Source organism: Candidatus Accumulibacter sp. ACC003 (assembly GCF_907163085.1).
Lineage (GTDB): Bacteria > Pseudomonadota > Gammaproteobacteria > Burkholderiales > Rhodocyclaceae > Accumulibacter.
The window spans coordinates 489,759-515,720 of record NZ_CAJQTX010000007.1 but is presented as its reverse complement, the minus strand read 5'-3'; the positions used below and the strand labels follow the sequence as shown (position 1 = coordinate 515,720).

Below are 25,962 nucleotides of genomic sequence, written 5' to 3'. Positions count from 1 at the left end.
GCGAACTGCAAGCTCTGCCCCGCCCACTCCACGTCAGTAATCGGCATCGTCATTGCGGCTACCCGCCGCCTACCGCGTCGATTTCAGCGACCGGCAGATCGAAAAAGCGGGCAATTTCGTCGCGGCTCTGGCCCAGCGCCAGACGCTCGCGCACGTCGGTTTGCCAGCCTTCGAGTCCGAGACTCAGCGAACGACCCGCCCGCTCGCCGGCCAGCGTCTCGCCACCGAGCCGGTCGTATTTGTTGGCATAGCCACGCGGAGTGATCATCAGGCCTTCCTGAACGAAAGTGCTGCTGTTACCAATCAGTACGGTGGTCAGCATGCCGATCTCGCACTCGGCCATTTGCGCCAGCGTCGTCAGCTGGATCGCCTGCTTCTTGCGGTACGCCGACTTGACCACCGCCACCGGCGTCGCAGGCGCGCGATGGCGCAGCAGGATGCGCTGCGCCTCGACGATCTGGCCGGTGCGCCGGCCGCTCTTCGGGTTATACAGGGCGACGACGAAATCGGCGTGCGCCGCCGCGTTCAGGCGGCGGGCGATGACCGGCCATGGCGTCAGCAGGTCGGAGAGCGAGATCGAGCAGAAGTCGTGCGTCAGCGGCGCGCCGACCAGCGCCGCACACGCCGACAGCGCCGTCGCGCCGGGAACGACCTCGACTTCGATTCCCGAACCGGGGCGCCAGCCCGCTTGCAGCAGGACCTCGTAGGTCGGACCGGCCATCCCGTACACACCGATGTCGCCCGACGAAATGACCGCCGCGACCTTGCCCTGGCGGGCATGTTCCCAGGCTTCGTTGCAGCGATCGAGTTCTTCGGTCATGCCCTTGCGGATGACCAACTTGCCCTCGAGCAGGTCTTTCACCAGCCTGATGTAGGTGGCGTAGCCGATGACGACGTCGGCCTCGGCGATGGCCGCGCGCGCGCGCAAGCTCATCTGTTCGTGCGCCCCGGGGCCGAAGCCGACGAGGATGATTTTTCCTGCTTTCTGGATGGGGTCAGTGGCGTTCATTGGCGCTCATGGGTTCTGATAGGTGAATACGGGCGATGGAAACGGTGGCGTTACGGCCATCGGGGCCGCGCCGCTTGTGTTTTTCGACGATCAGGTCGGCCTTGTCGCTGCCGGCGGCGAGCAAAGCAGCGGCTTCTGAAACCGACGGAGAGCCGGTATACCGGCGTACCGTTTCCGAGGGATTGGGAACATCAACGGCCGCGAGCTCGGCGGCCGGGTAAAAATGGGCGCGCCAACCGTATTCCCTGAGCGCCTGCAGCAAGCCGTCTTCGTCGGCCTTGAGGTCGATGCTGGCCACCGCGCGGACGTCCGACGGCTGTCCGCCGCAGGCCGCCAGCGCTTCGCCGATGGCCTCGCTGATGGTCGCCGCCGGCGTGCCGCGGTCGCAGCCGAGGCCAATCGCCAGCGCCAACTGCAGCGGCTTTTCGCTGCCCGGAGCACATTTCACGGCGCGTCGCCCGGCCGGTAAACGACCACCTTGCCGGCCAGCCGCGCCGCATAGTCGGCTGGCATCGCCCGCTGGCTGATCCAGAGCAGCGCCGCGAAGCGCTCGGGATCGACGTCTTCGAGGCGCGCAAAGCGTTGCAACGTCGCCGGCAGCGGGCCACTGCGGCCGTTGGCGTGGCGCGTCCACCAGTCGCCGCTGCCGTCTTCCTGGACCACCGCCACCGGCTCGTCGTTGACCACCGCGGCGCTGACGCGAACGATTGCGGCGTGCGTCGCCTCGATCTTCCAGCCGAGTTCGCGACCGAGGAGATCGACGGCCAGCGTCTGGCGGGCGTCCGAGGCGGTGGTCAGCACGGCCGTCGCCGCCAGCGCGGTCGCCAGGTGGCCGGCGAGAGCGTTGGCGCCGCCGACATGCCCCGAGAGCACCGGGATGGCAAAGCGACCGGCCTCATCCACTACGACAACCGCCGGGTCGCTTTCCTTGTTGCCCAGATGCGGCGCGATCAGGCGGACGACAGCGCCCAGCGAGACGATCGCGACGATCGCGTCGAAAGCGGCGAACAGCGCCGGCACCTGCTCGCCGACCTTGCCGCTGTAGCACTGCGCGCTTGCCGGCGCAGCGCTCGCGGCCTCGGCGCGAAATTTCTCCGGGGCGAACAAGGAGGCCCCGGGCAGTGCCGCGACAACCTTGCCGGCCAGGGCAATGCCGTGCCGGGTAATGGCGACGACAGCGACCTTCATGCCGCCTCGGCTGCCGGCGCCACTGCCAATGCTTCCTTGCGCGTTCGGCAACCGCGACGCAATTCGCCGCGCACGCGCTTCGGGTTATGGACCAGCATCAGCGACAGGTAATTGGCTTTCTCGCCTTTCAGGCTGGCGATGTCGCGAACGATACGCTCGTCGGGCGCGCCGACCTTCTCGACAAAACAGGTGCTGTCGAGCAAGCCACGCCGCTCCAGCAGCTCGATGACTTCGTCGAGCAGCGGCTTGACCTTGAGCAGGACGACGGTATCGAACTCGTCGAGCAGGTGATCGATGACGCCGACGCCGTAGGCCGCCGGAATCACCGCCAGCGTTTCATCTTCCTCGGCCAGCGTGCTGCCGGTGCTCGCCGCGGCAGCGGCGAACGAACTGACGCCGGCGATCGTCTCGACGACCACCTCGGGTGCCAGTTCGCGGACGACGCGGGCAAGGTGACCAAAGGTGGAAAAAGTCGACGCGTCGCCTTCGACCAGGAACACCAGGTCGCGACCTTCGGCGAGCAGCTCGACCGTGCGCAGCGCAGCGCGGGCCCACGCCTTGCCGAGAATCTCGGCGTCACGGGTCATCGGAAAGACCAGTTGCTCGGCGTCGTCCGGCACGGCGATACCGCCACGCGCGACGATGGCCAGTGCGTACGAGTCGTCCTCGGCCTTTTTCACCGGGTACAGCCAGCGTGCACCGGACTGCAGAACCGCCCAGGCGCGGCGAGTGATCAATTCGGGGTCGCCGGGGCCGAGTGAGGCGCCGATCAGTTTTCCGTAGCGGGGCATTCTTCTTCCTTTCTTGCAGTGAGGATCCACACCGGGTTCTGGGCGGCCAGCCGGTGCATGTCGAGAATCGGCTGGCTGCGACTCGCCTGCAGCTGCACCAGCTCCCAGGGCACACCGCTCGCCGCCAGCACGCGGGTGGCGGTAGCCAGGTTTTCGAGGGTGACGAAGTTCATCACCAGGCGGCCAGCCGGCTTCAGGCGGCCAAGAATGCGTTCGATCAGCTCGGCGAGTTCGCCGCCCGAGCCACCAATGAACACCGCATCGGGGTCGGGCCAGCTATCGAGATGAGCCGGCGCCCGGCCTTCGACCAGCGTGTAGTTGCTGGCGCGGAAGCGAACGGCGTTGGCGCGCGCGTTGGCGGCGTCGCCGGCATTCTTTTCGATGGCCCAGACGTGCCCCAGGGGAGCCAGCGCCGCCGCTTCCAGCCCGACCGCACCGGAACCGGCGCCAATGTCCCAGACGATGGCGTCGGCCGCCAGGCGCAGCTTGGCAAGTGACAGCACGCGCGCCTCCTGCTTGGTAATCAAGCCTTTTTCCGGCGCCCGCTGCACGTACTCGTGGTCTTCGCGGCCAAGCACTGCCGTCGCGCTGGGCAGCACCCTTTCGACCAGCAGCACGTTCGGCTCGGGAAACTCGCGCTCGGCCACCTCGGCGAGCGGCAAATCGGGAAAGATCTGCTCGTCCGGCAGCAGCAGGCGGCAAGCCACCGACACTTTGAGATCCGCAGCGTGGCCGGCGCTGAGCAGCGCGCGCGCCAGCCGCGCCGGCGTGTTCTCGGCACCCGTAAACACCGCCACCAGCGGCTGCAGGGCGATTGCCCGCAGCACGCGGTAGAGGCCATGCGCGGGCGACGCGCCAGGCCACCACTCGCCGGCGTCGGCACCGTGACACGAGGCAATGCGCAGGTTTTGCCAGGGCTTGCCGAGGCGCGCACAAAGCAGTTGGACGGTCGACGGCGCCGGCAGAACCTCGATCTGCGCGGCGCCAAGCTTGCCGATCAGCAGCGGCGCGATGCCGTGACAGAGCGGGTCACCGGTGGCCAGAACGGCGACCGATCGGCCATCGGCGCGCGCCGCCGCGATCCACTCCGGCACCTGCTTGATGGCCGCGTCCATGTCCTGCAGCTGGCAGTCCGTCGGCAGCTGCGGGCGCACCAGGGCAAGCGTGCGCGCGGCACCGATCACCAGCCTGGCGGCGAGCAAGCGCTGGCGCGCGCTCTCCGACAAGCCGGCCCAGCCGTCGTCGAGAATGCCGATCACGGCGCAGGGTTCACAGGGCTTCATTTTCCTCCACACGAACGATGAAACGGCCTTCGAAATCGCAGACCAGTACGGTCAGGCGATAGCTACCGGGGTAGCAGGCCTTGAGACTACGGATGGCGCGAATCGCCAGCGCCCGATGGAAAGCTTCAGCGAGTCCCTGCGTCGCCAGGCGTTCAGCGGCGAAACGGCCAGTTTCAGCGTTGCGGATGGCCTCGACGAGGTCTGCCGGCGCGCCGACCGCGTGTGCCGACTCGGCGAGTACGTCGCGGTCGATCTCTGCCTTCCAGGCGTGCGTCACCGCCAGGCCCTGGCACATCTTGGTCAGCTTGCCGACCATCGCGCCGACAAAGACGTGCTGCATACCCTGCTTGACCGCGGCCAGGAATGCCGCCTTGACGAAGTCGCCCATCTGCACGAAGCAGCTTTCGTCGAGTTCGCCCAACTGGCGCATGGCGAACTTCTCGCTGCGCCCACCGGTGGTGAACACGACGCTGCGCTGGCCCTGCCTGGCGGCCACCTCGACGCCCTGGACGACACTGGCGCGAAAGGCGGCGGTCGAGTACGGACGGACGATGCCGGTGGTACCGAGAATCGAAATGCCACCGAGAATTCCAAGACGCGCGTTGAGCGTCTTTTTGGCCATCTCCTCACCGCCCGGAACCGAGATCGTCACCCGCAGCCCGTCGTGCGCCAGCAGCTCGCCAGCGGCCGCCCGCACGTTGTCGCGAATATTGCGCTGCGGTACCGGGTTGATCGCCGGCCCGCCAAGCAGCAGCCCGAGGCCCTCGCGAGTGACCGTGCCGACGCCGGGGCCGCCACACAGCTCGATCTCGCCGGCACGCTCCGGCAACAGCTGCACGGCGGCGGTCAGCTGCGCGCCGTGCGTCACGTCGGGATCGTCACCGGCATCCTTGACGATCGCCGCGCAGGCGCGGCGCTGCAGGCCTTCGCCGACAACGCTGGCAGCGATCACCGCGAAGCACACCTCCTGGCCATTGGCCAGCCGGCACAGGACGTGCTCGGGAACCTGCCCGGTAAGGAGGCCGAGCGTCGCCGCGCGTGCCGCCGCCGCCGAGCACGCGCCGGTGCTGAAACCGGTACGGTTGCCACGCTGACGACGCGTCGCGGACTTGCGCAGCTTGGCCGGAGCGAGAACTTCCGCGGTGTCGCTCATGCCAGCCGTTGCTGTTCGTTTTCGGCGAAGGAAAGCAGCGCGTGAATCGCCGCGACGACCAGCGTCGAGCCGCCCTTGCGGCCGCGGATGGCGACCCAGGGGACGTCGTCGACGTTCATCAGCAAGTCCTTCGACTCGGCCGCCGAGACAAAACCGACCGGCATGCCGATCACCAGTGCCGGACGGACACCCTCCTCACGAATCAGGCGCACGACTTCGATCAGCGCTGTCGGCGCATTGCCGATGCCGACGATGGCGCCATCGAGCTGACCCTCGCGCTGTGCCTTGCGCATCGCCTGCACGGCCCGCGTCGTAGTCTCGGCGTGCGCCAGCTCGATGACGTCCGGATCGGAAATGTAGTGCCGGGTATACAGCGCGAAGTGCTGCAGACGCGGCCTCGACAAGCCGGTACAGATCATCTCGACGTCGGTGACGATCGGCGTGCCACCCTTGAGCACCGCCGCCAGACCGGCGACCATCGCCTGTGGGTGAAAGACGGTTAGGCCGTTGAACTCGAAATCGGCATTGGCGTGGATCATCCGGCGCACCAGTGGCCACTGTTCGGCGGTGTAGTCGTGCGGCCCGACTTCGGCGTCGATGATGGCGAAAGAACCGTGCTCGATGGCGCGGCCGCTGGCGGTCAGTTGCTCGGTAATGTTGTGGGCAGTCATGGCGGCTCAGATATGGGCGTGCTGGTGGTCGTCGTGGCCTTCGTCATGCGCATGAGCGTGAACGCTGGCGATCGTGACGGTGTGGCTGTGGTCGTGCAGGTGCTCGGCCTCGGCGGCCTGGCGGTACTTGCAACCGTCACATTCAAGCAGTGCGCCGCTGGCCAGGTCGCGGCCGCCGACGCGGGCATCGAGCAGGTCGAAGACGCCCTGATCGAAACCGAAGTAGCTGCCGGCCGCAAAAGCGATCTGTGGATACTGCTTCTGCAGCCGTTCGACCTGCGCCTTGATCCGCTCGACGAGGACGCCGTTGAACAGATAGACCGGGACGATGCAGAGCTGCGTCATTCCCAGCCGTACCTGCCGCTGAACGACGCTTTCCAGGCGTGGCCAGGTGACGCCGGTAAACGCCAGTTCGACCAGTTCGTGCTCGTTGGCCTCGAACAGCCAGCGCGCCAGCTTGGCCAGTTCGCCGTTGGCACCGGCGTCGGACGACCCGCGGCCGAGCAGGATCACGCCAGTGGTTTGCGGATCCGGCATGGCCAGCGATTTCATCAGTTGCGCGAGCTGCCCCTGCAGCACGGCAAACACCTCGCGGCCCATGCCGAGATGGCGGGCACAGTGAAAAGTGACCTCCGGATGAGTGGCACGAGCGGCGTCGATCGCCGCCGGCAACTCCATCTTGACGTGGCCGGCGGCGTTGAGGATCAAGGGAATGACCAGCACCCGGCGGGTCCCCCTTGCCGCGCGCTGCAGACCCTCGGCGAGCAGCACGTCGGCGTGCTCGATGAAGCACACCTCGATCCGCCAGTCGGGATGCCGCTGCCGCCACTCGACAGCGAAGCGGCGGATCTCGTCGTTGCCGTCGGGGTGGCGGGAGCCGTGCGCGGCAAGCAGCAATGTGGTCGAACCATCCATCTCGTTTTACTCCGATGCCCGGCGAAAGCGGTGCGTGAAAGTTGCGTCGTAAAGTTTCGATTTCTTCAGTTGTGGCCAGTGCCGCGCGCCGAGCGCCGGACTGGCGATGATCATCGCCTGGCTGGCGATCTTCTGCGCACGACACTTGTCGCGGATGTCGGCGAGCGTCCCGCGGATGATCTTTTCCTCACCCGGCCAGCTCGCCTTATGGACCACCAGGATCGCCGCGTCTTCGCGCCAACCGGCGGCGCGCAGGTCCTCGACGACCTGCTGCAGGAGCGTGATCGACAGAAACACGCACAGCGTGCAGTGGTGCTGCGCGAGTTCCTGCAGCGCTTCGCCTTCCGGCATCGGCGTGCGGCCGGCAACGCGGGTCAGGATCACCGTCTGGGTGACCTCGGGCAAGGTAAGCGTCTCGACGGCGGCGGCCGCCGCGGCCATCGCCGACGAGACGCCCGGCACCACGCCGACCTCGATACCGGCGGCGTCAAGCGGCTGCGTCACCTCGACCAAGGCGCCAAACAGCGCCGGGTCACCGGTCTGCAGGCGAATGACGACGGCCTGGGTGCGGGCCTGCTCGATCAGCCAGGCGGTGATTTCCGCCAGCGCCATGTCCTTGGAATCGGCGATCGCGCAGCCCGCCGGCGCCCAGCGCATGGCGGCCTCCGAGACCAGCGAGCCGGCGAAAAGAATCGCCCCGGCGCGGGCGATCAGATCGCGGCCCTTGACCGTGATCAAGTCGGGGTCGCCCGGACCCGCGCCAACGAACCACACCTTGCCCATCTTCAGTTCGCCAGCTTGAGCGACTGGACGTTGAAGCAGGCGGCGATCAGGCGCTTGTTCTCGTGGCGCTTGAGAAGACGAACGACAGCCAGCGTAAACAAGGGCTCGCAGATGACGATCAGCAGGTAGGAACTGGCAAACGACGCCCAGGCGGCGAGCGGCGTCGCGACCTCGGCGGTGAGCAGCCAGAAGCCGACCATGGCGGTGACGCCGGAGTAGTACAGGGCATCCAGCTTGACGATCGCCCCCCAGCTGACGACCCGGCCGGACATGGCCGCACGCAGCTGACGACCGACGCCGAAGTGGACGGCGATCAGCGGCACGATCAGCGACAGCGAGTTGACCGCCAGCTGCGGCAGATCGGTCGGTTCGAAGAGCACGCCCTGGAGCAGCAGGCCGGCCGCGAAACCGAGCAGCGTCGGCACAAAGCCGAGGGTCAGGTAGATCGCCATGGCGCCGACGAAGTGCAATTCCGAGGGGCCCACCTTGACGTGCAAACCCTGCATGAACAATGAGAAGAACAGCGCCGCGAGCGCTGCCCGGACGATGTCTGCGGGTCGTTTGAGCAGATCCCTGGCGTAGTAGGCGACGACGCCAGCGGCGGCGACATTGGCCAGCGCGACTTTGGCCGGGGCGATGATTCCGGGTTCGATATGCATGGTGACTTCCTTTCGTTCAGTGGGGCAAAGAAGAAGGTGCTGGCGCAAACAGACGTGCCACCGCCTCCGGGTTGGATGGGAAATAGAGGTGCAGGTAGGAGGCGTGCAGACGCCCGACGCGGTAGACGGCCTCGCCGCGCCGCCCGGGGCGCGCGCCCTCGCTGGCGGCAATCGGCAACAGCGGCGTCTCCATCCGGGAATAATGAAAGGTATGCCCGCGCAACTCGCCCTCGGGCAGCACCACCCGGTGCAGGCCAAGGTTGGCGAGCCGGCCGAGCATCGTCGCCTGCCCGGGCAGCACGCCGACCATCTCGGCGCGATTGCCGTCCTTGTCGGCCAGCGATTCGAGCAGGTAGAGCATGCCACCGCACTCGGCGACGAGGGTCTTGCCGGCGCCATGGTGGGCGCGGATGGCGGCGCGCAGGGGCGCATTGGCGGCCAGCGCCGCGAGGTGCAGTTCGGGATAACCACCGGGCAGGTAGAGAACATCGGCCGCGGGCAGCGTCCGATCACACAAGGGCGAAAAGAAAGTCAGCTCGGCGCCCAGGGCGCGCAGCAGGTCGAGATTGGCCCGGTACAGAAAGGCGAAGGCGCCATCGCGCGCCACGGCAATGCGCACGCCGGCCAGCGCCAGCGGCGCCTCGGCCGGCTGCGCTGCTGGCGCGGCGAAAAGCACCGGCGCCGGCAAGGCCTCGTGAAACGCCGTCAGCGCGGCAGCAGCGCGGGCGATGCGGGCGTCCAGGTCGGCGACTTCGGCCGCCTGCACCAGGCCGAGGTGGCGCTCGGGCAGCGCGATGTCGGCGTCGCGCGGCAAGTAGCCGAAGGAAAGCAGCCCCGTCGGCAGGCTCTCGGCAAGCATCTCGTAATGGCGTTCGCCAGCGACCCGGTTGGCGAAGACGCCGGCAAAGGGCAAGCCCGGCCGGTAGCTGGCCAGACCATGCGCCAGCGCACCAAAGGTCTGGGCCATGGCACTGCCATCGATCACCGCCAGCACCGGGATGGCAAAGAGCGCTGCCAGATCGGCGCTCGAACGGTCGCCGTCGAATAGTCCCATGACGCCTTCGACAAGGATCAGATCGGCTTCGCCGGCCGCCTCGTAGAGCAGTTGACGGCAGTGATCCTCACCGCCCATCCACAGGTCGAGCTGATAGACCGGCGCGCCCGATGCACGCTCGAGAATCATCGGGTCGAGAAAATCGGGGCCGGTCTTGAAGATGCGCACCTTGCGCCCGAGCGCGCGATGCCGCCCGGCGAGCGCCGCGGTGACCGTTGTCTTGCCCTGGCCGGAGGCCGGTGCGGCAATGAACAACGCCGGACAGGCGCGCACCGTGCTCACAGATCGACCCCCTTTTGCGCGCGGATGCCGGCGCGAAAGGCGTGCTTGACGTCGCGCAGCTCGCTGACCGTATCGGCCGCTTCACAAAGCGCGTCGGGTGCACCGCGGCCGGTGATCACCACGTGCTGCATAGCCGGGCGGGCGGCGAGATCGGCCAGTACGACCGGCAGGTCCAGCCAGCCATTCTTGAGCGGATAGCTCAATTCGTCGAGGACGATCAGCGCCAGTGACGGGTCGCTGAACATTTCGCGAGCGACGGCCCAGGCTCGCCGGGCGGTCTCCCGATCGCGCTCGAGGTTCTGCGTTTCCCAGGTAAAACCTTCGCCCAGCACGTGCCAGACGACGCCTGGCTGGGCACGGAAGAAGGCTTCTTCACCGGTATCCGAACGGCCCTTGATGAACTGCGCGACGCCGACCCGCAAGCCGTGACCGAGGGCGCGGGCGAGCATGCCAAAAGCCGAGCTCGACTTGCCCTTGCCGTTGCCGGTGAGGACCAGCAACAGGCCCTTGTCCTGATCGGCACGAGCGATGGCCGCGTCGACGACCGCTTTCTTGCGCTGCATGCGGGTGCGATGGCCCTGCTCGCGATCGTCGGCGCTCATGCCCGCCCCCGATCGATCGAGTCACTGCCGATGGCGCCAAAGGGAGAGCGGGAGCGGCCGCGGTCACGCGCCGCAGCGAGCGGGGTGGACCAGGGGTCGCACGACGTGTCGAAAAAAAGGCAGGACGAGCGGACGAGCCGCGTGCCGGCCGGCGCCGGTAGGGATAGTGCACGCACCTAGTTCTCCTCTGCGCACACCCGCGCGCAAGCCGAACGAAAAAAACGACACGAGGAGGAGAACGAGCTGAATCCGGGAAAGCGGCCAGCAGCCGGTTTACCGAGACATCGCCCTCCGCAATGTCGATCTGTATGCGCCAGGCAGGTCTCCGGACTCACGAGCGGGGCAATCCCTGGACCTGCGCCTTCCCATGCGATAGCACAGTGGCGTGTGGCAGATCCTTGCTCTCGTTTACCGTTGCGGGGGCAGTGCCGGGATGGTCATGGCCTGTGGAACAAGGCCTGATGCACCGGCTTCCCATTTAGTCCCTCGAGCGAACACCCTCGGGACACCTGAAGCATGGGCACCTTTTACCCTCCCTGCGAGACGACTGTCAAGCGCTTCGCTACGGCAATTGCATGCATCCAGCCGTTCAGGCCAGCCGCTGTCGGCAGCCGACGCGAGCGCACTGAGCGACAGCAGCCGCCATTCGATCGGGCCGTTCCCGACTGTCGCAGCCGGCCCGATGGCACCGGTCGACGACCCTGGCAGGCAAGCGACGGCCCCATCGGCAGACGGACAATCGGCGGCGATCGAGGCAATGCCCTTATAATGCGGCGGTTAAGCCGATTCGCCGCAAACCTGCAAACCCAGTCCATTTCAGTTACGGGAGAAGTCATGGGATTCCTCGCCGACAAGCGCATTCTGATCACCGGCGTGCTGTCGAAACACTCGATTGCCTACGGCATCGCCAAAGCCTGCCACCGCGAAGGCGCCCAACTGGCGTTCACCTATCAGAACGAGCGCTTCGAAACGCGCGTCGCCAAGTTCGCCGCCGAGTTCGACAGCACCCTGCTCTATCGCTGCGACGTTGGCGAAGACGCCGATATCAACGCGCTGTTCGCGGCTCTCGCCGAGCACTGGGATGGCCTTGAAGGTCTGGTGCATTCGATCGCCTTCGCCCCCGGCGAAGCGATCGAGGGCGACTTCCTCGACGGCATCTCGCGCGACGCTTTCCGCATTGCCCACGACGTCTCTTCGTACAGCTACCCGGCGCTGGCCAAGGCCGCCCGACCACTGCTGCTGAAGGGCCGCAAGCCGGCCTTGCTGGCGCTTTCCTACCTCGGCGCCGAACGCACGCTGCCCAACTACAACACCATGGGTCTCGCCAAAGCCAGCCTCGAGGCAGCCACCCGCTACCTCGCTTTCTGCCTCGGCCCGCAAGGAATCCGCGCCAACGCCATCTCGGCCGGGCCGATCAAGACGCTGGCGGCTTCCGGAATCGGCAACTTTTCGCGCCTGCTGGCGTACAACGCGCACAACGCGCCGCTGCGCCGCAACATCACCATCGACGAAGTCGGCAACGCCGCCGCTTTCATGCTCTCCGACCTGGCCAGCGCGATTACCGGCGAGATCATGTACGTCGACGGCGGCCTGAATACGACGGCGCTCGGTAACGCCGACCCGATGCCGGGCTGAACCAGTGCAGGCCTGGCGCCGCTCTGGCGGCGTCAGGCGTCGCGCCGACTCCCTGGCGCGCGCACGATCGCCGCGGCTTGCGCCGTGTCCCGGCTGCCGGTGCAGTAGTTGCCGTCGCCGTGATCTCAGCCGGCGAAAACGCCGCCAGACAAGAGACCAGCCCAGTGCTCTGCGGCCGCCGACGCGGCGAGCCAGACCACCACACTGCGAAAATCGCCCAATGATCAACAACAGAGGCCTTTACCAGCCGAGTTTGACCGCCCTCGCCCGCGCCACGCATTCCCTGACGCGGCTGCTCATCACGCTGCTCGTCGCGCTCGTGGTGCTGCTGCCAGCGTTCCTGTCGACCCCGGTCAGCGCCGCCACCACCGCTGCCGAGGTGACTGATGCAGCCGATGCCATGGCACCACTGGACACATCGAGTCCGCGCGCGACCTTGCGGAGTTTCCTGACCCTGAGCGAGGCCGTGGCACGTCGCTATCAGGACTACCGCGATGCACCGAGTCGCGAAACGCAAGCGGCGCTCTACATGCGCGTCCGACGAGCCGCCGAGTTGCTTGACCTGAGCCGCGTTCCGCCGGCTACCCGCGCCGAAGTCGCGAGCGAGACCTTCGTCCTGCTGTGGGAAATACTGGCCCGCGTCGAGTTGCCGGCTTTCGATAGCATCCCCGGCGATCAGGAGGCCGGCACCATCAAACGCTGGCGCATCCCGCATACCGCGATCACCATCGCGCGGGTGAGCGACGGAAACCGCGCTGGCGAATTCCTGTTCAGCGCCGACACCGTGGCCGATGCGCGCACGCATTTTCTGCTCGGGAAAGAGCTGCCACACCTGCGTCCGCTTCCGGGTAACAGTGCGTATATTGCCAGCCAGCGTCTGACTGGCTGGATGATCGCGCTGGCCTGGGTCGACGCGCTTCCCGAGTGGGCCAACACCCTGGTGCTTGGCCAGCTGGCCTGGAAATGGCTGGCTTTACTGCTGCTGCTTGCGGCACTCTTCACCGTCATCACCGTGATCTACCGGTGGGCAAGGCAGGGCCGTTGGGACGGCTCGCTGGCGTCCTGCCTGCGCCGTCTGAACGCGCCACTGCTACTACTCGGACTGGCGTATCTCCTGGGCATGTTTGCCACACAACAGATCAACGTCTCCGGACCGGGTGGCCGGGGCTTCATCGAACTGATCGATCTACTCAAGGGAGTCGGTGCCGTGTGGGCCGTGTGGGTCACCATGACCTGGATAGCCGAGGCCTTCATCGCCTCGCCGACGATCCACTCCAAGGGCTTGACCGCGCACATGATCCGCCTGGTAGCGCGTGCCGCCGGCACGGTGACGATTCTGGTCCTGGTCTTTCGTGTCGGCAATGATCTCGGCATTCCCCTGTACGGCCTGGTCGCCGGTGCCGGTGTCGGCGGCCTGGGCATCGCGCTGGCGGCGAAGAGCACGCTCGAGAACTTCATGGGCACGCTCAACCTGTTTGCCGACCGCCCGGTCAAGGTCGGCGATTTCTGCCGCTTCGGCGCCGATCCTTCGCCCGGTTACCTGCGCATCGGCACCATCGAGGAGATCGGGCTGCGCTCCACCCGCATCCGTGGCATCGACCGCACGCTGACGACGATTCCCAACGCCGAGTTCTCCAACCTGCAGATCGTCAACCTGTCGCAACGCGACCAGATGCTGCTGATGATGCGTATCGGCCTGCGCCACGGAACGACGCCAGACCAGTTGCGCCTGGTGCTCACCGAGTTGCGCAAAATGCTGCTCGCGCACCCGCGAATCACTCCCGATCCTGCGCGGGCCCGCTTGACCGGTTTCGGCGAGTGGTCGATCGACGTGGAGATCTTCGCCTACGTCGCCACCGCCGACTGGAACGAGTTTCTTGCCATCCAGGAGGACATCCTGCTGCGCATCATGGACATCGTTACCCACGCGGGGACGGCCATCGCCTTTCCGTCGCGAACCATTTTCCACGCGCGTGACACGGGCCTCGACCGCGAACGCCAACAGTCGTCCGAGCAGCAGGTACGCGAGTGGACCGCCGCGCAAAACCTGCCGTTCCCGGATTTTCCGGACGACTATCGCGCGCAGATCATGGACACCCTCGACTATCCGCCGAAAGGATCGCACGGAGCGGGCGGGGCCTGACCACAACCGTCGTGCCTGCTGCACAGGATGCGGCGCCCTGCACCCGTCCCATGGCGCGCGCCCAGAAGCTACCACGGAGAGCATCGATATGAATTTACCCAGTCTATGGACCGGCGCATCTGGACTCGCCGGAATGGCGCGCAGTGCCGCCCCAGCCCTGCTGGCACTGGTGATCGCTGGCTGCGCCGGCCCACCCGTGCTCGAACGTCAGGTACTCGGTTACGATGATGTCACCAGCCGCCTCGACCAGAAGCTGCTGCTGATCAACATCGCCCGCGCCGACAACGGCAAGCCGGTGCATTTCACGACGACGTCAACCATCGCCGCCACCTTCAACTGGACAAGCACGCTCGGCGCCAGCGGCGAGTGGCACCGCAACACTCCCGATAGCTTCCTGGGAATGAACATCGGCACGGGCGTCTCCGAGAACCCGACCTTCAGCATTCATCCGCTTTCCGGCCAGGCGTTCACCGAACGCGTGCTGACGCCGTTCAAGGACCAGTCCTTCGAGTTTCTGGTCTTCCAGGGTGGTGCCATCGACCGTGTCGCGCGACTGCTCGCTTCCGGGATCGAAGTGCAGAATGCCGACGGCAGCTTCGCCCGCTTCATCGCCAACGACCCGGCGCTAGCGGAGGAGTACACCGAGTTCCGGCGCATCGCGACGCACCTGCGCTGGCTCAACGACAACCGCAAGCTGTTCGTCCGCACGCTCGTCTTCGAGGAACCGATAGCGCCGGCGCTGAAGGCCGCACCGAACGCGGCGGACGTCATCAATGCCAACAAGGAGGGTCTGCAGTGGCGACGAAACGACGACGGCAGCTACCAGTTGGCGCGCCTTCAAGCCGGGCGCGTGGTGGTGATGAACGTCGATCCGATGTCGCTGAGCAATCAGGCGCGCTACGAGCTCAACGAGCGCATCAAGCGCAACCCGCGTGGCTTCGTTTTCCTCGATGTCAGGCCGGACGGCCCTGGCGGCGACCTTGCCATCCGCGGCGCGATCAAGCTGCGCAGCATGTTGCAGATGCTCGCCTTCGTCGCCAACGGCGCGCGCGCAGTTCCCGAGTTTGACGTCGCCCCCGACCCACGCACCGGCGTAGTCAGCGAGAACCCGCGCTCGACGCTACACATCGATATTTCGGAGGTACCACCGGCGGCGACCATCGCCTCAGTCGACTTCCAAGGGCGTGCTTACAGCGTCGGGAACACGAGCTGGGACCGCGCAAACTTCGCGACGCTCGGCGACCTCTTCCAGACCGCTGTCGGTGACATCAAGGGCGTCGACCTGCCGATCACGATTTCGAAGTGAGCTCGTCCGCTTGACGAAACCGCCACTGCCTCCGCGCGGGGCGACCGTCGGACTCTGGCACTGCAGCGGCTAGCAGATCACCAAGGGCCTGAGCGTGTACAGCACCGACTACATGAAGCGCGCGGTGGTCGCCGCCTTCGGCTGGCCGGCGAACGTGCAGGAGGATGCGGTATACCCCTACACCACCGTCAATTCCAAGGGCCAAATGATGCCCCTGAACCAACAGAAACTCTGCACCTCAGCGCGATTTCTCGATGCTTTCCACGCTCGAGACGACTGCCACCCTGCCACGCCCCTTCAATGTCGCAGCACCTGCTGGTGTGGTTGATGCGCATCAGCCGAACAAACTGGCTTGGGGCGGCGCCCGAAATGGGGAGTAAACGCCGGGCGGCACGGGAAGCGTCTTTGCGCTCCAGGTGGTGAGAATCTTTTTCATGATCAGGGAATCTTCGATGCAGGCGATGATCTTGACCTCGCCTCCGCAAGTCTTGCAGGTCTCGATATCGATGTTGAAGACTCGCTTCAGGCGCTGCACCAGGTCATGGCGGCTCGACGTTCAGCAGGCGTGGTGGCTTCAGACGCATCCGCCGTGCGGGCTTGCCCTTGCCGCGCTTGGCCAGCGTTGCTTGTTGACGATGCGCGCCACAGGGGGCAAATACGCCATGAAACAGCGCTGAAGCATGACTGCGCCAGCCCAGTACTGGCAAGGCGTTGCGGTGGGCAGGCAAAAAAGGTTTCGCACAAGGGAGCTAGACAGCCGGGGGGACTTCTGGCAGGATAGGTGGAGGGTCATTGGTCCACGTTTCAGCCGGAGGTATCGTGGTGGTTGCAACGAGCGAAGGGGAGTGGGTGCACTGCGGTCGCGTATTCAGCGCCGCGGAGATCGCCGAGGTGTGCGGGACGGTGGCGTGGCTGCCGGGATTGGCGCGCAAGGAGTTGGCGGCGACGGTCTGCGAGCACCTGGGGTGGACCACTCTGACAGGGACGGCGAAGATCAGCGCCTGCCTGGAGTTTCTGGAGCGTTTGCAGGCGGCCGGGCTGCTGACACTGCCGGCGATAAGGCCGTCGTCAGCACGCCGTTGCGCGCCGCCCGCGGCACCCGTAGATACGGTCACCGGGGAGCTTCCCGTGCACTGCGCCCTGTCGGCACTCGCACCGGTCTGCCTGGAAGTCGTTCGCGACGCGGCGTTGGTGGCGCAGTGGGATGCGCTGGTGGCGCGCTGGCACCCACTGGGTTTCCAGGGGGCCTTCGGCTACCGCCTGCGCTACTTCATCACGGCGGGCGACCGGCGGCTCGGCAGCGTCCTGCTGGCCGGCGCTGCCCGCGCGGTCGCCGTGCGCGACCGCTGGATCGGCTGGACGGCCCAGGCCCGCCGCGAGAACCTGGCGCGGGTGGTGAACAACAGCCGCTTCCTGATCTTTCCCCACGTCCGGGTGCCGCATCTGGCCAGTCATGTGCTCGGACAACTCGCGCGCCGCGCACGCGCGGACTGGCTCGATCACTGGGGCTTCGAGCCCCTGTTGCTGGAGACTTTCGTCGATCCTCGTCACTATACCGGCACCTGTTACCGCGCGGCCGGTTGGCAGTTGCTCGGGGCAACCAGCGGGCGCGGGCTGGCCCGCCCCGGCCAGTCGTATCGCAGCACGCCCCGCCAGGTGTGGCTCAAACCGCTGAGCGCCGATTGTCGCGACCGGCTGTGTGCCGCCCCTGGGAGCTCCCGGCCATGAGCAAACCCTGCCGTCGCCCGACACGCGCTGCCCTCAAGGAGCTGCGCTCAGAGAAGAAACGGCAGGAAAAGGCACTGAACGCGAAACGGCGCGCGAGTGGACAAGTCCTCCACTCCCCCACTTCTCTGCCCAACCGATGCTCAGCCTTCGCGACCGTCGGCGAGGAAAGGGAGGCCCGCGAGGACGCCGTGAGCAAAAAGACGCGTCTCCTGCGCAAAGAGCTACCCGCCTTGCTCGAGCAACTGGAACAAATTCCCGACCCGAGAGACCCCAGGAAGCGCCGCCACAAGCTGACCGCGCTGCTGCTTTACGGTCTGCTGATGTTCGTCTTTCAGTTCTCCTCTCGGCGCGAGACCAACCGCGAAATATCCCGTCCCCAGTTCATGGCCAACCTCCACCTGCTGTTCCCGGAGATCGAGACCCTGCCACACGCCGACACCCTGTTTCGGCTGCTGCGCGACATCGACCTTGACCACCTTGAGCAGGCCCACGTCGATCTGGTGAAGCGGCTGATCCGCGGCAAGAGCTTCCGCCGCTATCTGATCAACCACTGCTACCCCATCGCCATCGACGGCTCGCAGAAGGTCGCCGGCGACACCCTCTGGGCGGAGGAACTCCTCCAGCGCACCGTCGGCAAGGAGGAAACCCGCCACACCCAGTACTTCGTCTACGTCCTCGAGGCCAGCCTGGCTTTCCACAACGGCCTGGTCGTCCCACTGCTCAGCGAGTTCCTCGAACACGCGCTGGGCGATACCGAAGCGCAAAAGCAGGACTGCGAGCTGCGCGGCTTTGTGCGCTTGAGCGACCGGCTCAAGACGCTGTTCCCCCGCCTGCCGATCCTGCTCCTGCTCGACGGCCTTTACGCCAACGGGCCGGTGATGCAGCGCTGCTTGCGCGCCCACTGGCAGTTCATGATCGTGCTTAAGGACAAGGATTTGTCCACGGTCTGGCAGGAGTTCCGCGCACTCCACGCCCTGAAGCCACAAGCCGTGCAGCGCGCTTGGGGAAGGCGCCGACAACACTTCAGCTGGGTCAACGACATCGACTACGCCTTCGCGGCCAACGGGCGTCAGCGTCTCAAGCTGAACCTGGTGGTCTGTGAGGAAAGCTGGGAAAAGATCGATGAACAGGCCAGGACCGTCACCGAAACATCGCGCCACGCCTGGCTCTCCAGCCAACCGCTCAGACAAGACAATGTCCATGAGCGCTGCAACCTCGGTGCCCGCCACCGTTGGGGCATCGAAGCGGGCTTCCTCGTCGAAAAACATCAGGGCTACCACTACGAGCATGCCTTTGCCCTCGACTGGAATGCCATGAAAGGCTATCACCTCCTCATGCGCCTGGCGCATGTGTTCAATACCCTGGCACGTTTCACCCGGCAGTTACGCAACCTGTATCAAGAACTCGGTGTGCGCGGCGCCATCGCCTTCATCCGTAATTCCTGTGCTGCGCCCTGGCTTGACCCAGCACGCCTGCGTCTGCTTCTCGCCGAACCGTTCCTGCTGCAACTCGAATAACCTTGCCCAGGCCTGCCCAACACATCTTCCCAAGCGCGGCGCACCCCGCGCCGGGAAAGGCTCGCCTGGCGATCGTAACGGAGCTCCCTCGACCTCTCCTGTCCCACTGACTGAACACCAAACCCCCGCGCCGCAAGCGCTCCCTTGCCGCTAGCCAACCCCCATCTGGCCGCCTCGGCGGCGAAAGTGGGCGTAACCGGCAAGTGCTGTCGATTCGGGGAGGTCATGCGTCAGGGCTGGCCATGAAACCGGCTTCTTTACTATAGCGCGCCGCGCAGCTAGTTCAGTGCCAAGTCAACGCAGCTTCAGCCTGTCAACAAGTGCTGCCAGACGTCCTGTAGAACCACGAACAGGAACGCCGTCGAACAACCGAACATCAGCACCCCCGTGATTGCGATCAGCGTCCCAAGATGTCGCCAGGGATACTTCAGCAGTATGTCGCCGTAGCCCAGCGTCGTGATCGACGCGGCGGTGAAGTAAATACCCTCGGTAATGCTGGGTAGCAGCCGAGTCCAGCGAAAAAAAATGCCCCATACCGCGGCCTCCGCAACGTGCGCCAACAGTAGTGCGAAGAAGCTACCGAGCAGGAAGATCTTACCAGTATGTTTTGGTCCCAGATGCTCCAGCATCCACGGCTTGAAACGGTGCATCTCGGCGATCACATCAAAGATCACGACCACATGAAAATAGAACAATACAAGCGCCAGCAGCACTGCAAAACCATGGATCCCACCAATCCAGCTCCGAGAAAATGGACGATCGCTCTCCAATTAGATTCCTCCTGACTTATGGCCCATGCCTTCAGTATCCGGCGGCGTTGTTTCCGCCGGTCGCCCAGGTTTCTTCTTGCCAGTGCTTGCCTGACCCGGATAGCGACCGTACGTCTGACGACGCAGCAACAGCCAGGCCAGCATGGACATGATGACGGACAAGCCGGTTACGAGCCAAAAACCATAGGGGTTATGTTGTTCGGGGATTCCAGCAACATTCATCCCGAGCAGGCCGGTAATGAAGCTCAGCGGCAAGAACACGGTTGCGACGATTGTCAGATTGAGGCTGGAACGGGTCATGATCTCCGAGCGTTGCGCCTCTATCTGATCCCCCAGCGTCTGCACCCGCGTGCGGCATTCATCCAGCCTCTGCAAATAGCGTGTCACGTGCTTCGATGCCCTGACCAGCGTTTCACGGTCGTCGGCATCCAGCGCCAGGGTGGGATCGGTAGCAGGGCCTCCGCACTCGGCTGTCATAGCGGTGTGAGGCCCAGCATCGTCATCCGGACATCGTCATCCCAAGCAGCTCCTTTGCGCTTCAAGCGTAAGCTGGCTTTAGTCTTGTCGGTCGTATCCAGACGAATCAGGTTGAGAACGATTTTCTTCAAGAGGGAGAGGTTCTGTGGGGCGTTGTCCTTGCGTACAGTGCTGGCATCTTCACGAAAGCTGACGTCGAGCACCCAGTGAAGGCGGTTTTCTACGCCCCAATGGCCTCGCACCGCGGCCGCCAGCTCTTCGGCGGTCAAGGCACGAGAACTGATGTAGTAGCGTCGCTCGAAGTTCGATTCCTTGTCGCCAACCTTGCGCAGGGAGTCGACCAGGCCGATCGTCTGGCACTTCGGCCAATCGGCCAGATCAACGAGTCCTTGCGCAGGCAAGACCGAGGCGATCTGTCCGACGATTCGACCATGGGACTTGCGGGCCTGACGGTGGCGATCAACGGCCTCGGATTGATACTGGTCGATGAACTCGGTCTCGATGGCTTCCAGCAACGTCGGCTGGTTGCCTTTGACCGCCAGCAGGTAGTCACCGCCTTGATCCGTGATCTGCCGAGCAATAGTTTTCTGGCAGCCCATGGGTAAGTATTCGGCCAACCCGTAGCGCGCCAGCGCCATTGCCGAGGCGGGTTAGCGGCAGAGGACTGATCGGAAGGCTCTGTGAAGGGGGTAGAGCCAGATGTCCTTGATCGGGAGGATCGACTTGCTGGTGGGGCATTTCTTGCCTCGCCCGGCGGTTTGACCGACCTTGATCCAGTTGGCGGCCTGGTAGCAGGTGCCGCGATGGCGGGGCGTCTCGACGAAGGTTTCGAGCAGCACGGGGCGGTAGCCGTAGCGCGCCAGCCAGTCCTTGGGCAGTTGCCGCTGCATAAGCGAGAGGATCTTGGAGGCCAGGCCCTTGCACTGGATCCAGGGCAGGATCAGAAAGCGGGCATTGTTCACCACCAGTTGCAGGTTCCTTTGTCGCTGCTCATCGTGCCAACCGATGAATTGCTCGCGCGCGGCGAGTTTCCAGGCGCTGGCGCCGAAGCTGAGCAAGGCGACCAGGGTCTCGCCGGCGAAGACGAAGTAGCGGCTCTGACTGCCCGCCATGGGCGTGTGGCCGAGATAGTGGTAGCGGGCGATGTACTCGTTCCACAGACGCGAGTTCGCCGAACCGACGACCTGATGCAGACGCAGCGGCGGCAGTTCATGCACCGGCTGGGTGAGCAACGGTTGTGGATCGGTGGCGTGAGTAGGCAGATACTCGGGTTGGCGAGGAGCGGCCCGTCGTGCCGCCGGCAGGGTGAGCAGGCCGTCGGCCTGCATACGCAGCATGGCCACCCGGCAGGTCATATCCTTCAGCTCGCCATTGGGCTTACGCCAGTCGAAGAGCTCACACACCTGGCGCGACAGTTGCGCGCGGCTGCTGCCAGGATGGGCTTCGATCAGGCGGCAGAGGGCCTGCAGTTCGTCGTCGGTAAAGTGACGCCCGCAATAAGGCTTCACGAGCTATCGATGGGACGGCTCTGATCGACCGGGATGCCACGCATCTGAGCCAGTCGATCGGTCGCCATCGCCCAGGGCAGAAAGGCACTCAAGTCCGTCGGCGGCAGGTTGCCGTTGGCGGCGCAGGCCTCCAGATACGCCGTCAGCCAGGTGCGCGGGTTGATTCCCCACAAGCGCAGCGTCAGCAGCAAGCTGAACATCGTCGCGGCGAGTGCGCCGGACCAGAGACTGCCCGACCCATAGAAGTTCTTGCGTGCGACCACCGGCGTGCGCTGTGCGCGCTCGGCGGCATTATTGTCCATCGCCACCTCGGGGCGGTCGACAAAGACGGTCAGGCCGGACCAATGTTTGCGCATGCTTCGCAGCACCTTGCTCGCCGGCATTTTGAGCGCCGGGTTCGCCAGTTCGCTTTCCCGTTGACTGGCCATTTGCGTGATCGCCTGCCGCAAGGCGCGGTCGCGTTCGGCCCACTGTACTGGGTCGCTACGGACTTCCAGGCGCCGTCCATTCAAGTGGTAGAGCTGAGCGATCTGCTCGACCCAGGCCAGTGCCCAGTCCGCGAGCTCCGGATGGGCGTTGGCCAGTTCCAGGAAATCACGCCGCTGATGTGCCCAGCAGAAAGCCAGAATGAAGTGGTCAAGAACTCGCGCGAGCTTCTTGTAGGCCGAATAGCGATCACAGATGATGACTCCTCCGGCGCTACCGGAGAGCTCCCGGATCGGCACCGCCGCCGAGCGGCTCGGGTCGAGCACGAAGTGGATGACCGATGGGCCGTGGAACACCCAGAAATACCAGCGATGTCCGACCTTCCCTTCGGTCTCGGCAAAGACCCGCCAGCGGGTCTCGTCTGCGTGCCACTGTTTCTCGCTGCGTAGTTGGCCAAGCAGTGCTTCTTCAAGCGGCTCGAACAGCGGTGCCAAGGCACGCAGTCCGCCGGCCACCGTTCCTGCCGAGAGCGTCAGTCCGTGGTCGGACAAGTCTCGCAGAAGCCGATGCGTCGGCTGGCCGTACAAGAACTTCGACAGCAGCAGGTGCACCCAGATCGACACGCCGTACTTTCCACGCGGGATCAATCGTGCCGGCGGTGGCGCGGTCAGAATACCCCGCGCGCCCGAACACTGACAGGTCCGCCGGTAGCGCCGCCGGCAGATCTTCCGGCGGTAGGCCTTGACCTCGATCTCGAGGACTTCACTGTCTTCCGTGCCGGGAAAGTCGACGTAGCCCAGACCACAGTCCGGGCAATGCGGGCAGTCGATGTCGATGACCTCGATCTGCGTCGGCAAGTGACTTTCCGGGTTCCGCCCGTGACCCGCTGCTCCCGGTTGCTGACCTCGAGCTCGCGACGATTTTTGGTCCGCCGCCGGGTTCTTCTCGGCTCCCGAAGAGCGTTCTGACTTGCGACCAAACAGGCGTTTTTGCAGATCGCGGATCTTGCCCTTGGCCTGCTCCAGTTCGCTGCGCAAGGCCGCCTCGCGCGCCGCCGCTTGCGCCATTTCCACCCGATGAGCGGCCTCCGATTGCGCCAACCGAACCAGCGCTTGTCGATGTTGGCTCCGCCAGAAGCTGGCCTCCCAGCGGAGCTTGATTTCCTGCTCCTTGGTCAACGTCACCAACACCTCGGCGAACGGCGCCACTTGGCGGTGACTTGCCGCCGATCCTCCGCCAATGATGTCCGCACCCGTGTCCATGCGCCGCATGGTGCCGGATTTCCGCTGCTGTGTCCAGTCCAGATTTCCGGTCTACCCGCCAATCGCTGACTGAACCACGCCGACCAAAAAAGCGGGGGCTACGGGTTCACCGAATACTTACGCCCATGGCGTCGATGGTGACCAGCAACCCATTGATATACAGTGCCTTGAGGAGTTCCGGGATGGCGGTGATCTCATTACTCTTGCTGGCGACCTTTTCCTGGCCGAGGACAATACCCAATTCCGTAGCGAAGGCGCTGACCATGTGAATCGCGGTTTCGCCACCACTGCCGGAACCTCGCACCGTCTTGCCATCGAACGCGACGCTGCCTCGCAAGGCGCCGACCACCCCGGCCACCCAGCGGCGAAACGCGACCTCAAATTGCTTCGGGTCAAGCGCTCGGAACACCCGCAGAAACGTCTCCGTGGAGGGAACCCCGTTCTTGAGCACCAGGAATTCACGCAGCCATTTTTCTTTCCGGCGCCCCCAGTAGGCGATGTCTTCGATGGTGTCACAATCCGAGAGTACCCCTGCCATGGCAATCACCAAAATCTCCTGGAAGTCATGCAGCGTCCCGTTGCTGGGTCTGCGCGGGTCGTCCACTTCCCTCAAGCAGCACATCAGGCTCACTCCCGTCGTCACAGTCATTTCGTTCGTCCAAAAGACGAGAGTAGACCTGATTTCAACAGGGTTTACAAGTGGTTGTCATAAGCCCATGAATGTTAACGATTTTCCGCTGATCGAGTATGACAACAAGCACTATGCTATCCGAGTGCGGAGGCCCTGGGATCGGTAGTCATCGGATCAAGCACCTGCTGGGTGTAATTCACTTGCCGCCTGGTGCGAAAGATGCGGCGCTGAAACTCGCTCAGCGTCTTCTGGGGTGGTACCAGACCGCCGTCGAGCATGGCATCCTCGACGTCATCGATGTCCTGGGTCAGATCGGAGATGACCGGTTCCATCCGGTTGGTCATACCCGTCACCAAGAAGCCCAGCAAGTCCACCGCTGTCACCAGCGACTTGTTCGACGGCAGGTTCTGTCGCAACTGGTCCACGGCGGCGACTTTCCCCGATCGTAAGGTGATTGCCGTGGCTGGGCCGATCAGCAGCTTTAGGTCACCGGGATCAGTGCGATCGTCCTTTTCACCCGAACGCAGCGTTCTCATGCTGAGCAATGTGCCTTCTGGCACTTGTTCATAATGGCTGAAGCGCGCCGGTTCCAACAATGCCGTTCTCGTCTGCTCACTGATCTCCTGCCAGGCCATCAGCCATTCGTGATCAGCGTTGTCGGCAATGTTGATGTCGAACCAGGTGACGCCATCGGGACAGGTCTTATCGCCGGCTTTACCGGAACCGAATCGGGTAATCTCGGGCATGGCGGATCATCTCCAGAGGGTAATGACAACGCGTTAGAGCGCCAGCCACTACATTGTCTTGGCTACGCCGATCGTGCGAGCCTTCATGGAATCGTAGATTGGCGAATTACCCATCAATGTGGGAACGGCCATAGCCGCGAAAGAGGCCCAGAGCATTGGTAATGCCTGGTTGAAAGCACCGGTCATCTCGAAGATCAGGATCATGCCGGTCACTGGTGCTCGAACCGTTGCGGTCAAAAATGCCGCCATACCGGCGATCGCAAAGGTGATGGGGGTGGCACCGGAATCTGCCACGAACTGCGGGCACAGCAGACCGAATCCCAGGCCAAGGCAGGCGCCAAGCGCCAGGATGGGCGCGAACAGGCCACCGGGCGTGCCCGCGGCGTAGGACAACGGGCCGAGCACAAAGCGAACGGCAAAGATGAGGGGCAATGCCGCCAGCCCAATGCCGCCGACGAGAACCTGCTGGGAAATCTCATCGCCGCCGCCGACCATGTCCGGTGCAAACCAGGCCAACGCACCCACCAGTGCACCGATAAGGAGCGCGCGAAACTCCGGTCGCCAACGGGTCAAACCATCGAACAGCGCACAGGTCTTGATGATCAGTCGGTTGTATGCAACGCCTGCCAGTCCAGCCAGGATACCCAACAAGCCGAAGATGGGGCCGGTCCAGGAACTGGGAACGGGCAGTTCTGCGACATTGAAATCTGGTTGCTGCCCGAGCAACAGTGATGCCACCGCGATGGCCGAACAGGAAGCACCCAGTGCGGCGATGGCAATCCGGATATCGAATCGACGAACCAGTTCTTCCAGCACGAACACCGATCCGGCCATGGGGGCATTGAAGGCCACCGCCAGCCCGGCACCGGCACCCGATGCGAAAAGCGCAATTCGATCCGTCGTCGGCAGCCGGAAAGTGCTTCCGCAGAATTGGGCCAGGTTGGCGCCCATCTGCACGCTGGGGCCTTCGCGCCCGAGCGCCAGACCACCCCCTATAGCAAGCAGGCCACCCACGAACTTGACGGGCAACAACAGCAGCGGGGCTGCGGGCAACGTGCCCTCGATCACTGCCTCGACGTGGGGAATACCGCTGCCAGCCGCAGGTTGCCCGGAACGCTGCACCAGCGAGGCAGCAAGAGCGGTGGTTGCTGCAACCGAGGCACAAACCAGGACGAAGCCAAGCACCGGCCATTGGTGGGCCCAGGCGATTGTTTCAGTGCGAGCAGCGTTCATGTGGTCCAGCGCCAAGCGAAAACACCCGATGACCAAGCCGATGACGGCGCCTGTGAGAAGCGACAACAGGGTCAGTTTTGCCAAGCTGAACCTTCCACTTTTACTGGCCTGGCCCCCTTCAGGGTTCGTATTCATATCTGTAAGGTTCCTGAGGTTTGAGGGAGCAGTGATTCAGTAATTCCCGTCTCTC

At 64.7% G+C, this 25,962-nt stretch carries 23 protein-coding genes, 3 pseudogenes and 1 riboswitch; of the genes and pseudogenes, 5 read left to right on the top strand and 21 right to left on the bottom strand.

Annotated elements, in window-relative coordinates:
* Positions 1-58: 58 nt before the first annotated feature.
* From cobJ to cobO, 12 genes are read right to left on the bottom strand one after another with little or no spacing between them, the layout of a single operon-like run.
* Positions 59-1,009, bottom strand: coding sequence for a precorrin-3B C(17)-methyltransferase (gene cobJ, locus QZ656_RS17715; RefSeq protein WP_291994633.1), 951 nt, complete (start codon positions 1,007-1,009; stop codon positions 59-61).
* Complete coding sequence (locus QZ656_RS17710) at positions 996-1,457, bottom strand: cobalamin biosynthesis protein (protein WP_291994632.1); 462 nt, start codon at positions 1,455-1,457, stop codon at positions 996-998. The genes cobJ and QZ656_RS17710 overlap by 14 nt, the downstream gene beginning before the upstream one ends.
* Positions 1,454-2,197, bottom strand: a complete 744-nt coding sequence (locus QZ656_RS17705; protein ID WP_291994631.1) for a cobalamin biosynthesis central domain-containing protein — start codon at positions 2,195-2,197, stop codon at positions 1,454-1,456. Before QZ656_RS17705 ends, QZ656_RS17710 begins: the two co-directional genes overlap by 4 nt.
* On the bottom strand, positions 2,194-2,988 hold the full coding sequence (gene cobI / locus QZ656_RS17700) for a precorrin-2 C(20)-methyltransferase (protein ID WP_291994630.1): 795 nt from the start codon (positions 2,986-2,988) through the stop codon (positions 2,194-2,196). Before cobI ends, QZ656_RS17705 begins: the two co-directional genes overlap by 4 nt.
* Positions 2,967-4,271: a precorrin-6y C5,15-methyltransferase (decarboxylating) subunit CbiE gene (gene cbiE, locus QZ656_RS17695; protein ID WP_291994629.1), complete on the bottom strand. Its 1,305-nt coding sequence runs from the start codon at positions 4,269-4,271 to the stop codon at positions 2,967-2,969. Before cbiE ends, cobI begins: the two co-directional genes overlap by 22 nt.
* On the bottom strand, positions 4,258-5,424 hold the full coding sequence (locus QZ656_RS17690; protein ID WP_291994628.1) for a cobalt-precorrin-5B (C(1))-methyltransferase: 1,167 nt from the start codon (positions 5,422-5,424) through the stop codon (positions 4,258-4,260). The genes cbiE and QZ656_RS17690 overlap by 14 nt, the downstream gene beginning before the upstream one ends.
* Positions 5,421-6,095 carry a precorrin-8X methylmutase gene (locus QZ656_RS17685; RefSeq protein WP_291994627.1) on the bottom strand — a complete coding sequence of 225 codons (675 nt, stop codon included), beginning with the start codon at positions 6,093-6,095 and terminating at the stop codon, positions 5,421-5,423. Before QZ656_RS17685 ends, QZ656_RS17690 begins: the two co-directional genes overlap by 4 nt.
* Positions 6,096-6,101: 6 nt before the next feature.
* The gene (locus tag QZ656_RS17680; protein ID WP_291994626.1) at positions 6,102-7,010 is read right to left on the bottom strand and encodes a sirohydrochlorin chelatase; all 909 of its coding nucleotides are present in this window, start codon (positions 7,008-7,010) and stop codon (positions 6,102-6,104) included.
* 6 nt (positions 7,011-7,016) lie between these two features.
* Entirely contained in the window at positions 7,017-7,793 is a 777-nt protein-coding gene (gene cobM, locus QZ656_RS17675; RefSeq protein WP_291994625.1) for a precorrin-4 C(11)-methyltransferase, read from the bottom strand.
* 2 nt (positions 7,794-7,795) lie between these two features.
* A complete protein-coding gene (locus tag QZ656_RS17670; RefSeq protein WP_291994624.1) occupies positions 7,796-8,452 on the bottom strand; it encodes an energy-coupling factor ABC transporter permease in 657 nt (218 codons plus the stop codon).
* Between the two features lie 16 nt (positions 8,453-8,468).
* The gene (locus QZ656_RS17665; protein WP_291994623.1) at positions 8,469-9,788 is read right to left on the bottom strand and encodes a cobyrinate a,c-diamide synthase; all 1,320 of its coding nucleotides are present in this window, start codon (positions 9,786-9,788) and stop codon (positions 8,469-8,471) included.
* Complete coding sequence (gene cobO, locus QZ656_RS17660; RefSeq protein WP_291994622.1) at positions 9,785-10,390, bottom strand: cob(I)yrinic acid a,c-diamide adenosyltransferase; 606 nt, start codon at positions 10,388-10,390, stop codon at positions 9,785-9,787. The genes QZ656_RS17665 and cobO overlap by 4 nt, the downstream gene beginning before the upstream one ends.
* 298 nt (positions 10,391-10,688) lie before the next feature.
* A riboswitch (cobalamin riboswitch) is annotated at positions 10,689-10,918 on the bottom strand.
* Positions 10,919-11,224: 306 nt separating this feature from the next.
* On the opposite strand from cobO, the gene QZ656_RS17655 reads away from it, so the two are divergent.
* The 3 genes from QZ656_RS17655 to QZ656_RS17645 all read left to right on the top strand — a co-directional run bounded on the left by QZ656_RS17655 (position 11,225) and on the right by QZ656_RS17645 (position 15,474).
* Positions 11,225-12,025, top strand: coding sequence for an SDR family oxidoreductase (locus QZ656_RS17655; RefSeq protein WP_291994621.1), 801 nt, complete (start codon positions 11,225-11,227; stop codon positions 12,023-12,025).
* Between the two features lie 220 nt (positions 12,026-12,245).
* A complete protein-coding gene (locus QZ656_RS17650) occupies positions 12,246-14,168 on the top strand; it encodes a mechanosensitive ion channel family protein (protein WP_291994620.1) in 1,923 nt (640 codons plus the stop codon).
* An 88-nt stretch (positions 14,169-14,256) separates the two neighbouring features.
* Positions 14,257-15,474, top strand: a complete 1,218-nt coding sequence (locus tag QZ656_RS17645) for a hypothetical protein (RefSeq protein ID WP_291994619.1) — start codon at positions 14,257-14,259, stop codon at positions 15,472-15,474.
* Positions 15,475-15,895: 421 nt separating this feature from the next.
* Here the strand turns inward: QZ656_RS17645 and QZ656_RS17640 are convergent.
* Positions 15,896-16,142, bottom strand: a pseudogene (locus tag QZ656_RS17640) (IS91 family transposase); the annotation flags it as partial.
* A gap of 151 nt (positions 16,143-16,293) precedes the next feature.
* Here QZ656_RS17640 and QZ656_RS17635 point away from each other — a divergent pair.
* Together QZ656_RS17635 and QZ656_RS17630 are read left to right on the top strand one after the other, a co-directional pair.
* A complete protein-coding gene (locus QZ656_RS17635; protein ID WP_291991618.1) occupies positions 16,294-17,202 on the top strand; it encodes a DUF4338 domain-containing protein in 909 nt (302 codons plus the stop codon).
* Positions 17,199-18,719, top strand: coding sequence for a transposase family protein (locus QZ656_RS17630; protein ID WP_291991619.1), 1,521 nt, complete (start codon positions 17,199-17,201; stop codon positions 18,717-18,719). Before QZ656_RS17635 ends, QZ656_RS17630 begins: the two co-directional genes overlap by 4 nt.
* Before the next feature lie 305 nt (positions 18,720-19,024).
* Here QZ656_RS17630 and QZ656_RS17625 read toward each other — a convergent pair whose 3' ends face one another.
* The 8 genes and pseudogenes from QZ656_RS17625 to clcA form a co-directional block, all read right to left on the bottom strand.
* On the bottom strand, positions 19,025-19,489 hold the full coding sequence (locus tag QZ656_RS17625) for an ion channel (RefSeq protein WP_291994618.1): 465 nt from the start codon (positions 19,487-19,489) through the stop codon (positions 19,025-19,027).
* A complete protein-coding gene (locus QZ656_RS17620; protein ID WP_291994617.1) occupies positions 19,490-19,966 on the bottom strand; it encodes a CorA family divalent cation transporter in 477 nt (158 codons plus the stop codon). It lies immediately after the preceding gene.
* A pseudogene (locus QZ656_RS17615) lies at positions 19,963-20,565 on the bottom strand (ISAs1 family transposase); the annotation flags it as partial. The gene QZ656_RS17620 and the pseudogene QZ656_RS17615, both read right to left, overlap by 4 nt.
* Positions 20,566-20,616: 51 nt before the next feature.
* Positions 20,617-21,474, bottom strand: coding sequence for a DUF4338 domain-containing protein (locus tag QZ656_RS17610; protein ID WP_291991636.1), 858 nt, complete (start codon positions 21,472-21,474; stop codon positions 20,617-20,619).
* On the bottom strand, positions 21,471-23,171 hold the full coding sequence (locus QZ656_RS17605) for an IS66 family transposase (protein WP_291991655.1): 1,701 nt from the start codon (positions 23,169-23,171) through the stop codon (positions 21,471-21,473). The genes QZ656_RS17610 and QZ656_RS17605 overlap by 4 nt, the downstream gene beginning before the upstream one ends.
* Before the next feature lie 112 nt (positions 23,172-23,283).
* Positions 23,284-23,784: pseudogene (locus QZ656_RS17600) on the bottom strand (ISAs1 family transposase); the annotation flags it as partial.
* Between the two features lie 143 nt (positions 23,785-23,927).
* Positions 23,928-24,539, bottom strand: a complete 612-nt coding sequence (locus QZ656_RS17595; protein WP_291994616.1) for a CorA family divalent cation transporter — start codon at positions 24,537-24,539, stop codon at positions 23,928-23,930.
* Positions 24,540-24,587: 48 nt separating this feature from the next.
* A complete protein-coding gene (clcA, locus tag QZ656_RS17590) occupies positions 24,588-25,856 on the bottom strand; it encodes a H(+)/Cl(-) exchange transporter ClcA (RefSeq protein WP_291994615.1) in 1,269 nt (422 codons plus the stop codon).
* Between the last annotated feature and the right edge of the window lie 106 nt (positions 25,857-25,962).